The organism is uncultured Rhodospira sp. (assembly GCF_937138205.1).
In the GTDB taxonomy this organism is placed as follows: domain Bacteria; phylum Pseudomonadota; class Alphaproteobacteria; order Rhodospirillales; family Rhodospirillaceae; genus Rhodospira.
Genome location: NZ_CAKZOT010000041.1, coordinates 18848 through 32747, shown reverse-complemented (window position 1 = coordinate 32747; position 13900 = coordinate 18848). Strand labels below are relative to the sequence as shown.

8 protein-coding genes are annotated in these 13900 nt (G+C 73.6%); 1 reads left to right on the top strand and 7 read right to left on the bottom strand.

What is annotated here, in order from left to right:
- Positions 1 to 180: 180 nt before the first annotated feature.
- Complete coding sequence (locus Q0309_RS04810; RefSeq protein WP_299438030.1) at positions 181 to 1875, bottom strand: NAD+ synthase; 1695 nt, start codon at positions 1873 to 1875, stop codon at positions 181 to 183.
- Positions 1876 to 1971: 96 nt separating this feature from the next.
- Positions 1972 to 2925 (bottom strand): hypothetical protein, encoded by a 954-nt coding sequence (locus tag Q0309_RS04805; RefSeq protein ID WP_299438029.1) that lies wholly within the window; start codon positions 2923 to 2925, stop codon positions 1972 to 1974.
- 159 nt (positions 2926 to 3084) lie between these two features.
- Here Q0309_RS04805 and Q0309_RS04800 point away from each other — a divergent pair, with 159 nt between their 5' ends.
- On the top strand, positions 3085 to 4404 hold the full coding sequence (locus tag Q0309_RS04800; protein WP_299438028.1) for an O-antigen ligase: 1320 nt from the start codon (positions 3085 to 3087) through the stop codon (positions 4402 to 4404).
- On the opposite strand, the gene Q0309_RS04795 is transcribed toward Q0309_RS04800, so the two are convergent.
- From Q0309_RS04795 to Q0309_RS04775, 5 genes are read right to left on the bottom strand one after another with little or no spacing between them, the layout of a single operon-like run.
- Positions 4304 to 4675, bottom strand: a complete 372-nt coding sequence (locus Q0309_RS04795; protein ID WP_299438027.1) for a hypothetical protein — start codon at positions 4673 to 4675, stop codon at positions 4304 to 4306. The two genes, Q0309_RS04800 and Q0309_RS04795, sit on opposite strands and share 101 nt — an antisense overlap.
- Complete coding sequence (locus Q0309_RS04790; protein ID WP_299438025.1) at positions 4672 to 7476, bottom strand: glycosyltransferase; 2805 nt, start codon at positions 7474 to 7476, stop codon at positions 4672 to 4674. The genes Q0309_RS04795 and Q0309_RS04790 overlap by 4 nt, the downstream gene beginning before the upstream one ends.
- A complete protein-coding gene (locus Q0309_RS04785; RefSeq protein ID WP_299438024.1) occupies positions 7473 to 8489 on the bottom strand; it encodes a glycosyltransferase family 2 protein in 1017 nt (338 codons plus the stop codon). The genes Q0309_RS04790 and Q0309_RS04785 overlap by 4 nt, the downstream gene beginning before the upstream one ends.
- Positions 8486 to 9346, bottom strand: a complete 861-nt coding sequence (locus Q0309_RS04780; RefSeq protein WP_299438023.1) for a radical SAM protein — start codon at positions 9344 to 9346, stop codon at positions 8486 to 8488. Before Q0309_RS04780 ends, Q0309_RS04785 begins: the two co-directional genes overlap by 4 nt.
- On the bottom strand, positions 9343 to 13824 hold the full coding sequence (locus Q0309_RS04775; protein ID WP_299438021.1) for an FkbM family methyltransferase: 4482 nt from the start codon (positions 13822 to 13824) through the stop codon (positions 9343 to 9345). The genes Q0309_RS04780 and Q0309_RS04775 overlap by 4 nt, the downstream gene beginning before the upstream one ends.
- Positions 13825 to 13900 lie beyond the last annotated feature (76 nt).

The window sequence follows — 13900 nt, the reverse complement described above, 5'->3', positions numbered from 1 at the left end:
AGCAGCGAAGCCCTGAAGCTGATGGCCGTCTTCAACCGCCTGCCCAATGATACCGTCCGGCGCCGGATCCTGGAGTTCCTGACGGCGGCGGTCTCACCCTCCGGCCAGACAGACGAGCCCACGCCGGGCCGCGAACTGCGCGCCTGACGGGGCAGTCCTTCGGCGCCCCGCGGTTCCGAATCAATCCCGGAACCGGTGCGTGATCGGATAGCGCCGGTCGCGACCAAACGCGCGCAGGGTGATCTTGACCCCCGGCGGCGCCTGCCGGCGCTTGTACTCGGCGCCGTTCAGCAGGCGCCAGACCGTGCGCACCGTCTCGGCGTCGTGGCCGGCCTCGATCATCTCGGCGACGCCGTGCTCGCCCTCGATCAGGCCGTTCAGAATCCGGTCGAGCACCGGATACGGCGGCAGGCTGTCCTCGTCTTTCTGGTCGGGGCGCAGTTCGGCCGTCGGCGCCTTGGTGATCACCCGCTCCGGCATCACCGCGCCATCCGGCCCCCGCATCCCCGAGGGCCGACCATGGCCGTTGCGCCAGTGGCTGACCCGGGTGACCGTGGTCTTGTAGACATCCTTCAGCACCGAATAGCCGCCGCACATGTCACCGTAAAGCGTGGCATAGCCGACGCTCATCTCGCTCTTGTTGCCGGTGGACAGCACCATGGGGCCGAACTTGTTGGACAGCGCCATCAGCGTCAGGCCGCGCACGCGCGATTGGATGTTCTCTTCCGTGACGTCCGGCGCGCGGCCGTCGAACAGGCCGCCCAGCATCTGGTCGAAGGCGCCCATCGCCGGGCCGATGTGGACCGAGTCGTAACGCACGCCCAACAGGCGGGCGACGGCCTCGGCGTCCTCCAGGCTCTCGGCGGAGGTGTGGGGCGACGGCATCATCACGCACCACACCCGCTCCGGCCCCAGGGCGTCCACCGCCACCGCCGCCGACAGGGCGCTGTCGATGCCGCCCGACAGACCCAGGATCACGCCCGGAAAGCCGTTCTTGTCCACATAGTCGTGCAGGCCGGTGACCATGGCCCGGTAGACGGCCTCGTCCTGGCAGGGCTGCGGTGCGGTCGGCGCATCAGCACAGGCCCAGACGGCGCCGGCCCCGTGCGGCCGGGTCCAGGTGGTGGTGACGACGGCCTCGGACCATGACGGCAGGCGGCCGACCAGCGCACCGTCGGCGCCGACGATGAAGGACTCGCCCTCGAACACCAGTTCGTCCTGACCGCCGACCTGGTTCACATAGATCAGCGGCAGCCCTGTTTCCGCGACGCGCGGGCGGGCGACTTGAAGGCGCTGATCGTGCTTGTCCACCTCGTACGGTGACCCGTTCAGCACGATCAGCATCTCAGCGCCGGCGGCCGCCAGATGGCGTGCCACCTGCGGCCCCCACATGTCCTCGCACACCATGATCCCCAGACGAGCGCCGCGCAGCGTCACCACGTCGGGCAACGGCCCGCGCGAGAACACGCGCACTTCGTCGAACACGCCATAGTTCGGCAGCAGGTGCTTGAAGCCCAGGAAGTGAATCTCGCCGCCGTCCAGCAGCAACGCGGCGTTGCCCAGCTTGCGGCGGCCGTCGTCAAGGTCGGTGAAGCGCCACGGCGCCCCCACCAGGAGCGCCGGCCCCCCGTCGCGGGTCTCCCCCGCCAGCGCCAGCACGGCCGCCTGCACGGTGTCGAGAAAGGCATTGCGGTAGACCAGATCCTCGGGCGGATAGCCGCTGATGACCAGTTCCGGGAACACCACCAGGTCGGCGCCGTCTTGCGCCGCCCGGTCGCGCACGGCACGCACGCGGTCGGCGTTGCCGGCGATGTCGCCGACGGTGGGATTGATCTGGGCCAGGGTGATGGCGAGGCGGTCTTGACGGTCGGGCATTCCGGGTCTCCGTGGCGGGCCGGGGACCCGAGTCATACGGCACCGCCTTCCGCCTCGGCCAGAGGCGATTTCGGCAGGACACGCCAGCGCCCAGCCTTAGAACCCGCTGGCCGCCGTTTCCGGCGCCGGGCGCGTGGCACCGGGCGGCAGGTCCATGATGGATGGGTCGACGCGGGTGGCCGGGGCAGCCAGCGTCCCCTGCCCCGGCGCGGGATACGACGTGCCGGGATAGGACGGCGCCGGATAGGATGGGGCCGGGTAGGATGGGGCCGGAGCCGACGGCGCGGCATAGCCCCCTGGTGGCACGCCCGGCGCCGCATACGGCGGCGCTGTGTTGGGGGGCGCGGCCTGCCCCTGCCCCCACCCTTGCTCCGGCGCCGGTCCATACTGCGCCTGACCCTGCGGCACACCGGGCGCCGGCATGGCATACGGCGGCGCATAGCCCGGCGGCGCCGGATACGGTGACGGCTGACCCCCTGCCATGCCCGCGGGAGGCATCGTTTCGGCCGGCCCGGGCATCGTCGGCACCGCCGGCGGCGGCAGTTCTCGCGTCACGGCCGGCACCGAGGGCGCGGCCCGAGGCAATGGATCCAGACCTGGCAAGGCTTGGGCCGCCCCTGGTGTCGCTGCCCGGGCCTGAACCCCCGCCGCGCCGGCGACCGCCGCCATCAGCGCATCCCGGCGAGCAGGGTCCAGCTGTCCCGCCCCCACCAGCTCGTTGAGGGCCGAGCGCGTCCCCTCGACAACGGCGTGCCGACCCGCCGCGTCCGGCCGCGACGCCTGCGCCACCGTGCCCATCATGGACAGGCTCGTGCCATCGCGCCCGGCGCGCTCCAGCGCCAGCGACCGCGCCGCCGCCCGCAGCGCGTCGGGCGGCGCCGTCATCACCGCCTGCCCCGGCGCCAGCCGCGCCGTAAGCGCGCCCAGCACCTCGGAAAACGTCGCGCCATCACCGCCCCGGGCCACGCCTGCCAGCCCGAGCCCCGCCACAAGGGCGAGGCCCACAACGATCCGCCCGGCGACGCGCCCCCCTGCAAGACGACGGCTCATGCCCTGTGACTCCCCTCCGCGCTGACCCGTATGACGCCGGGGTGCGCCCGGACCCCCACGCACCCGTTAGCCCTCTCATGACTTTACGCCAACGTGTGGGCGCGGTAAACGCGTGTCCCATCCGAGTCGACACACGCTTTTTGTCGGGCCGCCGGCCGCATGTCCATCCCGTTTCGTCTTACACCGCTTGCGGCGCTGATCGCGGTGCTAGCGTGGGCACCCCTGCCCCTGGCCAGCAACCGGCCGGGGTCGAGCGCGCTGTTGTCGCTGCTGCTGTTCGCGGTCGCGGCGCTGGCGGCGTGGCAGCGAGACTCCGTCCGATGGACTCCCGCCCGGGCCACTGCCTTGGCGCTGTTCGGTGGCGCGCTGGGCTGGAGTTTGGTGCAGGCGGCGCCCGGATTCGGTGTGGCGCTGCCGCACTGGGAGGGGATCCGCGCCCTGACCGGACACCCGGCGTGGGGCTCGCTGTCGATCACACCGGGCGCGACGGCCGAGGCCGCCCTTCGGCTGGCCGGATACGGCGCGGCGGCGTGGCTCGGCGCGGCGGTGTTGGCCGGGCAGCACGCCCGCCACAGGGTGGTGCAGGCCCTGGCACTGATCACCGGCGCTTTGGCCGTCTACGCGCTCATCGTCCAATCCACGGGCTCCTACACCATCTGGTGGTGGGACAAGTGGATCTACCAGGACGTCACCACGGCCACCTTCGTCAATCGCAATGCCTATTGCGTCTATGCCGGGGTCGGCGTGGCGGCGGCGATGCTGGCGGCAGAGACCGCGACGCGGACCCACGCCAAGTGGATGTGGCGCGTCCTCGCCGGAGTCGGCCTGCTGGCGGCGGTGCTCACCGAGTCCCGCTGGGGATTGGCGAGCGTCGGCGCGGGCCTCGCGGTGCTCGTGCTGCTGCGGCCCGGCCCCCTGCCCTGGCGCGCCCTGGGCGCCGGCGCGGTGGCCGTGGTGCTGGCGCCGGTGGCCCTGGTCCTGGCGGGACAGGGCCGGTTCTTCGCCCGCCTGGATCCCCAATTCGTGCTGGGAGACCTGCGCTGGGACATCTACCGGGTGACGCTGGAGGCCATCAGCGCGGCGCCCTGGACGGGCCACGGCCTGGGCAGTTATCCGGTGGTCTATAAACACGTCCGCGACACCAGCCTGACCGACACCCTGGTCTTCCAGGCCCATTCGGTTCCGCTGGAACTGATGGCCGAGCTGGGCATCCCGGCGGCGCTGGCCCTGATGGGCGCATTTGTCCTGCTGGTCGCGGAGGCCGCGCGCCATGCCCGCCGCGACGGCGATCCCCTGGCCCGGCTGGCGGCGGCGGCCGGACTCATGGCCGGGCTGCACGGCCTGCTGGACTTTTCCATGCAGACGCCGGCGCTGGCGGTCACGGTGCTGGTTCTGCTGGGCGCCGGCGGGACTCCCACAGCGCCCGCGCCCGCGCGATCTCCGGCACGTGCGGCCCCAGGGCCGCCGCTCGGCCCATGAGCCGATCCACATAGGGCGCCGGCGCCCCGCGCGCCGCCTCGGTCCAGGCGAGGCCGCTCCAGGCGAACGGATCGGCCGGGGACCACGCCAGAGCATCCTTCCACGCCGCCGCCGCGTCGTGCAGCAGGGCGGGGCGATGGTCGCGGATCGCCGTGACATACAGGGCTTCGGCCCGGTCGGCGGGCGGCGGCACGAACACCGCCAGCCCCAGCCGCGCGCCGGCCAGGGCAGTCAACGATAAGAACAGCACCACCAGAGCCGCGCGTTTCATGGATCCCTCACCACAGTGGCCAGGGTCTCGGCGTAAGCCGCCAGCATCGCCTCGTGCCGGTCAGCGATATCGCTCGCCGGCCCGGGCGCAGGCCCGGCCCGCCACGCCCCCGCCAACGCCCGTGCCAGGGCCGGCGGATCGCCCGGCGGCACCAGCCACGTGTCGGGCCAGTGCGCCGCCTGTTCCGGAATACCACCCACCGCCGTCGCCACCAGGGGCAGGCCGGCGCGGCGCGCCTCCAGCACAACACGCGGCGCGGCCTCGGCATGGCTGGGGCAGACGGCGATGTCGGCCGCCGCCCACAGGGGCGCCATGTCGGCCACCTCTCCCAGTAGGTCCACGCGGGACCGCAGTGGCTCCGGCAGGCTCCCGATGGCCCGGCGAACGACGGCCGCGTAGCCGTCCACGTCCCGCCCCGCCCAGCACACCCGCAGCCGCGCCTGCATGTCATCCGGCAACAGCGGCAGCGCGGCGATCAGGTCGAGCGGCCCCTTGCGCGGACACAGCGCCCCGGCGGCGAGGAGTGTGGTTGTTTCCGGATCGCGCTGCGCTACCACCGGCGCGGCCTGGGGAAGAGCATTGGCGATCACCACCGAGCGATCGGGCGGCGCCCAGGCGGTCCAGGCGTCCGCCGTCGCCCGCGAGACGAACACCACGCGGTGGGCCAACCCGAAAGCCGCCAGCGCCCGCTCTTGCAGGACGGCGGACAGATCGGCCAGAGCCTCCGGCCCCGGCTCGCGGATCACCCAGACGCAGGGCCGCCCGGCCCGTGTCGCCGCCTCCACCCCCGCGAACGCCCGCAAGCCGTTGACCAGGACAACGTCGGCCCCAACCTCGGTCACGGCCTCCGCCAGCCGCGCCGCGTGCCGGTCCAGGTGGCGCGCCACCAGCGGCCGGCCGGGATCGACCACCCGCAACGGCCAGCCCGCCGCCTGCCAGTCCGCCCGCAACGGCCCGTCGTGAAACGACACCGCCAGCGCCGGGATGGCCTTTCCCCGGGCGACAAGGCCCCGCGCCAACTCCAGCAGACTCAGCGGCGCGCCGTCCCGGGCCAGCGCCTCGCCGATGCAGACGAGGCGGAGAGACAAATCACCTCGCCCCAAACGATCCGTCATTGCGAGCCGAAGGCGAAGCAATCCAGGGCGATTGGCACAATCCACCGCGCCTGGATTGCTTCGTCGCTGCGCTCCTCGCAATGACGGCGCACGGGAAGAAGCCGGTCCGCCCACCAGCACCCCCAAACGCCGCGCGATCTCCCGCCCTTCGCCAAGGCGTGCAAGGCGGGCCAGCGTCCCCAGGCTCCGCGCCAGTCCCGCCGGGAGCAGGCGGGCGGTCAGGGGGTGCCGGTCAGGCGCCGGAGTCGGCGGCGCCTCGTACAGCCGTTCATACCGCGCCACCATCGCCGGCATGGAAAAGCGCGCCGCGTGTGCCCGTCCCTCGTCCGCCAGGCGCTCCCGCGCGGCCGGATCGTCGAGCACCGCCAGCACCCGCGCCGCCAACGCCTCGACCGTGGGCGAATCGACGGGCGCCCCGGCCAGCGCCTCGGCCAGTCCGCCGGCCGCGGCCGCCACCACCGGCACGCCAGCGGCCTGCGCCTCAAGCACGGCGTTGGGCAGGCCCTCGGCGGCGGAGACATGCAGCAGGACGGCGGCCTCGGCGAGGTGCGGCGCGACGTCATCCACACGCCCCGGCATGTCCACGCCCAACGCCGCCGCGCGAGCCCGCAGGCCGTCACGCATCGGCCCGTCCCCGAGCAGGCGAAACCGCGCGTCCGGCCGCGCCGCGCGAACCCGCCCGGCCACGTCGAGCCACAGGCCAGGCCGCTTGTGCGTCACCAGCCGGAACACCCCGAGCACGAGCGCCGAACGGTCGGCGCGCGCCCGTGTCTTCGCAAGCCCGACCCCGTTCGGGACGACCACCGGCGCCGCGATCCCGGCCCAGCGAACGTGATCGTCCGCCACGGCCCGCGCGTTGGCGGTCACCGTCACCGCCGGATGCCGCGCCAGCACCGCCAGCCCCGGGCGCAGCGCGCGCGCCAACGGGTGCCCCAGGTGATCAGGCGCCAGATTGCGCAGCCCCACCACCACGCGCGGCACCCCCAGCACCGCCGCCGCCGCGCCGGCGGTGACCGCCGCCGTGTCCAGCCATGCGTGAACCGCGCGCGGCTTCAGCACCGCCAGCCAGCCGGCCACCGCCAGCAGGTCCCCAGCGAGGGCATCCGGCAGTCCCGAGGCCGCGCGCTCCATGCGTGCCATATCCGGGGTGTCGGCCGGTGGCGGATCGGTCCACACAGTCACCAGGACGCCCAGACGCTCCAACGCCGGCAGCAGGTCGGCCGCGCCCGGGCGGTCGTGCAGATGCTTGGCCAGCACCCGCACCGGCCAGCCGCGCGCCACCAGCCCCGACACCAGAGCGAGCATCTGGCGCTCGGCGCCGTTCGCGGCCAGCGACGGGACCACCATCACCACAGGCCCCTCGGCCCGGCCCAGGACCGGCAGGTCCGTCCGCAGCACCCGGCGCCACGCCCGCGCCGCCGCGCCGGGCAGGCTCCCCCGTGCCCGCCGGCCCAGACGCTTCAGCAGCAGCCGTCCCGGCGATGCCGTGCGCCATGTCCCGCCCGCGTCGCGCACCGCCACGACGCCAACCCTCGCGCGCCACGCCGCCCACAGCACGGAGGCGGTCAGAGACCGCGCCCCGCCCGGCGCCTCCAGCCGGTCGCAGGCCGGCAGCCGCAAGCACCAGTCCCGCGCGTCGCCCGGGCGGTGCGTGACATCCTCGCCGACCACCGCCACCCGCGTCATGGCGCCCGCACCCGCCCGCGCCGCGCCGCCCGGCGCAGGAACCGGCGCGGATCCCAGGTCATGGCCCGCGCCACGGTCCACCAGGGCACCGCGCGCGCGGCCTGGATCGCCCGTCGCTGGCGCCACGCCAGCGGCAGCCCGCGCAGGCCGTCCCGCACGCCTTCCGCATCAATCGCCAGCCGGCCCCGCCACGCCGCCCGCGCCAGCAACAGCCCCACCACAGCCACGAACGCCGGCAGCAGCAGCCAGACCAGCACGCCCGGCGTGTTCTTGACATACAGCCACACGCGGTTGCGGCTGGTGTGGTAGCGGATGAAGTCGCTATCCACGCCGTTGGTGGCCGAGCCCACATGGCGCACCTGGGCCGTGGGCACGAACACCACCGCCCCGCCGCGCAGGCGCAGCCGATACGCCAAGTCTGTATCGTCCAGGTAACAGAAGAACCGGCCATCGAAGCCGCCGACGGCGTCCCAGGCGGCCCGCCGGTACAGCGCGGCGGCGGCGCAGGCGGAGAAGCACTCACCTTCCACCAACCGCTCGACCGGCGGCACGCGGCCCCAGATGCCACCGCGCCACACCAGGCAGACCGGCGCCATCTCATCGCCCAGGCCGTCGCACTGGCCCGGGTCGGCGGCGTCGCGTTGCAGGCTGGCAAAGGCCGCCGCGCCGGGATGCCGGTCCGCCGCCGCGCGCAGCGCCGCCAGCCAGTGCGGCGCCGGAAACGCATCCGGGTTGAGGGTGGCCACGAACGGCGGCACCGGTCCCCCCGTATCATGGTCGGCGCCAAGGTTGTTGGCCAGGGAATAGCCCACGTTGTCCGGCAACCGCACCACATGCACGCGCGCATCGTCCGGCAGCTCTGGGTCCAGCACCGCCGGATCACTGCCATTGGCCACCACCACAGCCTCGAACGCCGGATCGGTCTGGGCCAACAGCGCCGTCAGGCACTGGCCCAGCAGCGGCCCCTCGTTCATGGTCACGATCACCACCCGCACCCACGGCGCCGCCGTCATGCCACGGCCTCCCCGTCCGCCAGCGGCCGAAACCGGGCGAACGTGCGGTCGCAGGCCTCGGTGCAGGCGGTGTCGCAGCGGCGCTCGCCGTCCAGCCACGCGAACGTGCCGTCGAACAGATTGCCCAGCGACAGGCGGTCGCGCGAGCAGCGCCGCGCGGCGCCGGTGGGGTCGATATGGCAATAGGCCATGCCCGCGTCGCACAGCCGGGGGCGGTCCTCGTGTGCTTCCTGCCCCGCCTGATCACTGCTCATGGGAAGGCCGAGCGCCCGCAGCCGGGCCAGATCGGCGTCAGAATAGACCGGCGCCGGATCGCCCACCGGCCGGTTCAGGTACTGCCCGCGCGCCTCCAGCCCCAGCACCCGCAGCCGCGCGATCCAGCCGGGCAGGGAGTCGATCCAGCGCGGATCGGCGACAATGGTGCAGGTCAGGCGCGGCCGCAGCGCCGCGCGCCGATCGAACAGCGCCGCCAGCGTGGCGGCCCGCGCGGCGAACGCCTCGAACTCGGCAGAATCCGGATGAAACGACAGGGTGACGTACTCGAACCGCTCCCAAAATCCGGGCGGCCAGTCCTCCGGCGGACGCCACAGGTTGGTGGTCATGCGCAAGGGCGCCGGATAGCCCAGCACGAAGTCGGCGAAGCCCTTCAACACCGTGGGTTCGCCGCCCGCGACATGCACCAGCGGCGCCCCGATCCCGATCAGAGCCTGTTGCCACGCCGACAAGGGCCGCTCGCCCGGTTGGCGCCGCTTGGCCTTGATGCGGCAATACGGGCAATCGTAGTTGCACAGCAGCGACGGCAGGATCACCGCCAGCCGCCGCCCGCCCGGCCCGATGGCTTCCACGGGGCGGCTCACGGCGTCGCCTCGCGGCACAGAACCGCCATATCCCAGTCCGTGCCCAGCAGGCGGAATCCGGGCGTGCGCGCCGCCACCTCCAGGACAAAGGGCGCCACGTCCGACCACGCGGCGGCGCCGCAATCGTCGACCACCGCCAGCCCACCCGGACGCAGCAGCGGCGCAAAGTGGTGCCAGTCGGCCTCCAGGCCCGCGCGGTCGTGGCGCCCGTCGAGCACCAACAGACCAATACCCTCGCGCCCGGCCCAGGCGCGCGCCCGTTCCACGGCCAGCGGATCCTGGCTCGCACGGCGGATCAGGGTCACGGCGCGGCGCGCCACCCCAACGCGGTACAGGGTCGCCCACACCTGGTCTGCCGTCACCCGCGCCCCCGTGACCCCGTCGGCGTCGGCGCCATACCCGCCGCCGTCCAGCGGATCAATACCGAGCAGGCGGAGTCGGCGGCCCTGCCCTTCCACGCCCGCCGCCAGCGTGGCCAGCCCGAGCCCGAACAGCACCCCCACCTCGACCGCCCGCGGGTCCGGCCCTGGACTGGCGCGCGCGGCCAAGGCCCGAAGCAGCGCCGCCGACAGGCTGCACGCCAGCCGACCGCCGCCCCGGCGTTCGACCTCCACGAGGCGATCGGCCAGATAGCCGAGCGCGCGCGGCGTCATGTCGGGCAGCCCGAGCGCCGGCAGCCACACCGATCGCAGCCGCTCCACATCGGTCTCGGACAGAGCGCGCGAGAAGGGCTGGAACCGCGCCGGCGTCACCGCCTCAAGTTGCCCGCGCAACGCCGCCAGCGCGGCACCGGCGCGCTGGCGGTCCTCGGCCAAGGCCCGAGTCAGCGCGGCCACCGTGTCGCGGTCGCCGCGCGCCGCCGCCCGTTCAGCCTCTGTCACGGCCTCGCGCCACGCGGCATCGCGGGCAGCGTTCTCGCGCGACAGGTCGGCCCGCAGCCCGGCCAGGGCCTCCGCCATTCCCCGCAAGGTCCGATCCTGGCGTTGGGTGGCTTCGTCGAGGCCAGAAAGGCGTTGGTCTTGGGTGGCGATGGTCGCCTCAGCCGTGCCGAGCCGATCATTGGTCTCGCCTAGCGCCGCCATCACGGCCGCTTGGACCTGCTCCTGGCACCGGGTCAAGGCGGCCTCGCGGGCGTGGCGGTCGGCGGCCAGATCGGCCGAGACCCGGGTCTCCAGGGCGACGGCGCGGGCGTCGAGGCGGCCATCCAGCCCAGCCAGATCGTCCCGCACCCAGCCGACATGGCGCTTCAGCTTGGCTTCCAGGTCGCGTTTCAGGGCATGACGGTCGAGCATATCCAGGCGCCGCGCCCGTACATGACCATAGGCGACGAAGCCGAGCGTCCCCGCCACCGTCGCCGCGCCCAGCGCTGACGCCCACGGCGTCGGCAGCCAGGGACCGGCAGCCGCCGCGCCCACCAACCCCAGGGCGAGGGGCGCGCGCCAGCCGCCCAGGACCGCGCCCATCTCGGCGGCGAGCCGCCCGCCCCGCCGCCACCACGGATCAGGCGGCGGCATCGGGGTCGGCGCCATGACCGGCTCGGGCCTGGGCGCCGGATCCGGGGAGGGGGCTGGCAGCGGTTCAGTGTCCTGCACCGGCTCCGGCCGGGGATCGAGCGTCAGGGCCGCCCGCACCATGCCGGCCAGCGCATCGTCGTCGGGCAATCCGGCCTCCGGATGCACCGCGATCAGATTGCCCCAGGCGTCGGCGTCCGGCAGTGGCTCGTGGTCCTGCGGCGGCCAGGCGAACAGGCGGCGCCAGTCGTGCCGCGCCCCGTAGCGCACCACGGGGTGCCACTCGCTGACGAAGACGACGTAGCCCCGCCCCTCCAGCAGCGCCACCAGATCCCCCATCGAATACCCCAGACGCAGGGTCTTGCGGTTCTCGAACTCGACCATCACCAGGCGGGGCCGCCAGCGCCCCCAGTCCAGGCCCAGCAGCACGCGCAGATCACCGCCCTCGGCGTCCACCTTGAGCACCTCCATCTCGCCCACGCCGTGGCGATCAAGCACGGCGGTCAGGGTGTCGACCGGCACCCGCGCCGTCTCCCGATGGCTGTCGAGGAAGGGCGACAGGGTGGCGACGCCGGTGCTTTCGGGCGCGGTGAACAGCGGCGCGGCCTCGGCAGGGGCGTCGGACAGGGCCACCGCCTCGACCGTGACGCGCGGTTGATCCTTGACCCGCGCCATCAGCGCCGCGTGATTGGCGGGCTCCGGCTCGACGGCCAGCACGGACCATCCACCCTCCACGAAGGGGCCAAGGAACCCGCCCCGGTGCGCGCCCACGTCGACCAGCCGGCCCGGCGCCGTGGTCTGGAAGCGGGCCAGCGCCAGCATCAACGCCGCCTCGTCCAACCGGGCACCATCGAGGCGCGGGTGATCAGCCGACAGCACCCGCCGGCCCCGCGTCGCCCCCCGTACCAGCGCGCGCAAGCGGTCCCGGCGCGGGGCCAGGGTGTAGGCGTCGAGCGCCGTCGCCCGCCCCGCCGCCCCCAGGCGCGCGATCAGGCCCGGGTCGGTGGCCATGCGCTGCACCGCCGCGCGCACCGCGTTCGGATCGCGCTCGGTGACCATCAGGGCCGCACCCGTCTGCGCCAGACAGGCCATCGTTGCCTGCTCGGCCGGGCCATAGCCCAGCACCGCCGCGCCCGCCGCCAGCACCTCCGGCAGCTTGTTGGCCAGGGAATGGCGCGTGTAGAGCCGGCTGTGCTCGTCGAACGCATAGGCGATCAGCAGCCCGTCGGCGGCCAGCAGCCGCGCGCGGTAGGCGGCCGCGTCCTCGCCCTCCGCCGCGCACACCGAAACGCCCGTCAGCCCGGAGGCCAGCGCCCGCGCCGGCGCCAGCCAGAGTGGCAGCACCCGCAGTTCGAACCGCACGATCAACCGCCCGGCGGCACGGTTGACGGCGTCCACCGCCTCGGCCACGTCGCGCACGGCGGCGCGGTTCATGTCCTCGGCCAGCGCGCCGGCGTACAGCAGGTCGAACGGCCGCTCCGGGCATCCGGCCCCCGGTGGCACGGCCCGCGCCGGCCAGTCGGCCGGGTCGATGCCGTTGGCCAGGGGCTCCCAATCGCCGCCGCCGTAGCGGTCGCGGAATGCCGTGGCCATGGATTCGCCGATGGCCAGGCGCACGGCGGCCCGCCGCGCCAGCCAGTCCAGGTCCGTCCGCCAGACCCCATGCACCAGCGGATCGGTGCCGGCCAGCAACGCCGGCCAGTCGTCCATCAGGTGCAGGATCAGAGGCAGGCCCAGTCCCTCGATCAGGTCCAGCGCCAGCGGGTGCAGGTGACCGCGCGTCGGCTGCGGCCGGTAGTAAACCGCCTCTGGCGCGAAGGACCGCGCCCACGCCGCCGCCGTCGCGGCGTCCACATCCGGTTCGATGCGGCCGTCCGGGTGATGCACGGAAAACCGCCCCGGCGCGGCGTCCGGCGTGATCGCCAGCAGGCGCCCGCCCCGCCACGGCGCCATCAAGGCCGCCTTCACCTGCCCGGTGGCCGACAGGCCACCGATTGGCGTCAGGTCCAGCACCAGCAGGCGCGGTTCCGGCGCCGTGTCGTTCGCCAGAACCCGGTCGAGCGGCACGCGCGGCACCAGATCCAGCCGCCCGCCGGGGGTGGCATTGATCAGCCGGACCCCCATCCCGCCCAGCACGTCCCGCGCCGCCGCGAAGGCCCGGCCCATGTTCTCGACCTGCGGGTCGTGCCAGCGTTTGCCCTTGCCGAAGTAGTCCGGGTGGAAGTGGTTCGGATCGTCGCTGGCCATGTCCAGCACACCCGGCCCGCCACCCTCTGTCCGTTCGACATCCGGCGGCATGGCGTAATCCAGGTCGATGCCCAGCAGAACGATCTCGCGCGCGCCCAGGAACACCGCCAGCTGGATGCAGGTGAAGGCCACCGTGCAGCCGGCGTACGTACAGGCCAGCGCGTCCAGCGAGACGTCGAAGCGATCCGGATACCCCGGCCGGGGCCGATGGTCGAACCAGACCACGTCCGGCCCCTCGTTCAGCACATAAGCCAGATTGAGCGGAAACAGCCGTGTGATGCCGGCCGGCAGGGCGTTCAGGTCGGCGGCGCGGTCCTCGGCCACCAGATGGTCCTCAACCACGTAGTAGGTCGGGCGGAACCGGGTCTCCGGAAAGGCCAGGAACAGGCCGTTGACCCCCATGGTCACCTGTCCGGCGAGGCTGTCGAGGTCGACGCGGCCCAGGCTCGGCCCGTTGCCCAGCACGAAAATCCGCTCACCCCTGTGTCGGTCGCGCAGGGCGGCGAGGCGCGGCCGGTGTTCGGCGGCCCAGCGGCCCTCGTATACATCCACGACACGGCGCAGCCCGGCCACGCGTTCGGCGGGATCAAGACGGTCGGTCGGCAGAAAGATCGGCGCGCGCAAGGACGGCGGCAGGCGGGCGACCAGGGCCGCCTCCTGGTCCGCCGGAGCGCATCCTGCGGTCGCCGAGTCCCGCGCCCGCGCCAGTTCGACCGCCACCGAATGCCCCCCTGCCCTGTGATCCGCCCTCGACACATCCCACCCGATACATGATATTTTGATTGAGTGCACACAT

Coding starts and splice junctions, on each gene's coding strand:
- Q0309_RS04810 (WP_299438030.1), bottom strand. CDS start 1,875: ATGCCCGACCGTCAAGACCGCCTCGCCATCACCCTGGCCCAGATCAAT.
- Q0309_RS04805 (WP_299438029.1), bottom strand. CDS start 2,925: ATGAGCCGTCGTCTTGCAGGGGGGCGCGTCGCCGGGCGGATCGTTGTG.
- Q0309_RS04800 (WP_299438028.1), top strand. CDS start 3,085: ATGTCCATCCCGTTTCGTCTTACACCGCTTGCGGCGCTGATCGCGGTG.
- Q0309_RS04795 (WP_299438027.1), bottom strand. CDS start 4,675: ATGAAACGCGCGGCTCTGGTGGTGCTGTTCTTATCGTTGACTGCCCTG.
- Q0309_RS04790 (WP_299438025.1), bottom strand. CDS start 7,476: ATGACGCGGGTGGCGGTGGTCGGCGAGGATGTCACGCACCGCCCGGGC.
- Q0309_RS04785 (WP_299438024.1), bottom strand. CDS start 8,489: ATGACGGCGGCGCCGTGGGTGCGGGTGGTGATCGTGACCATGAACGAG.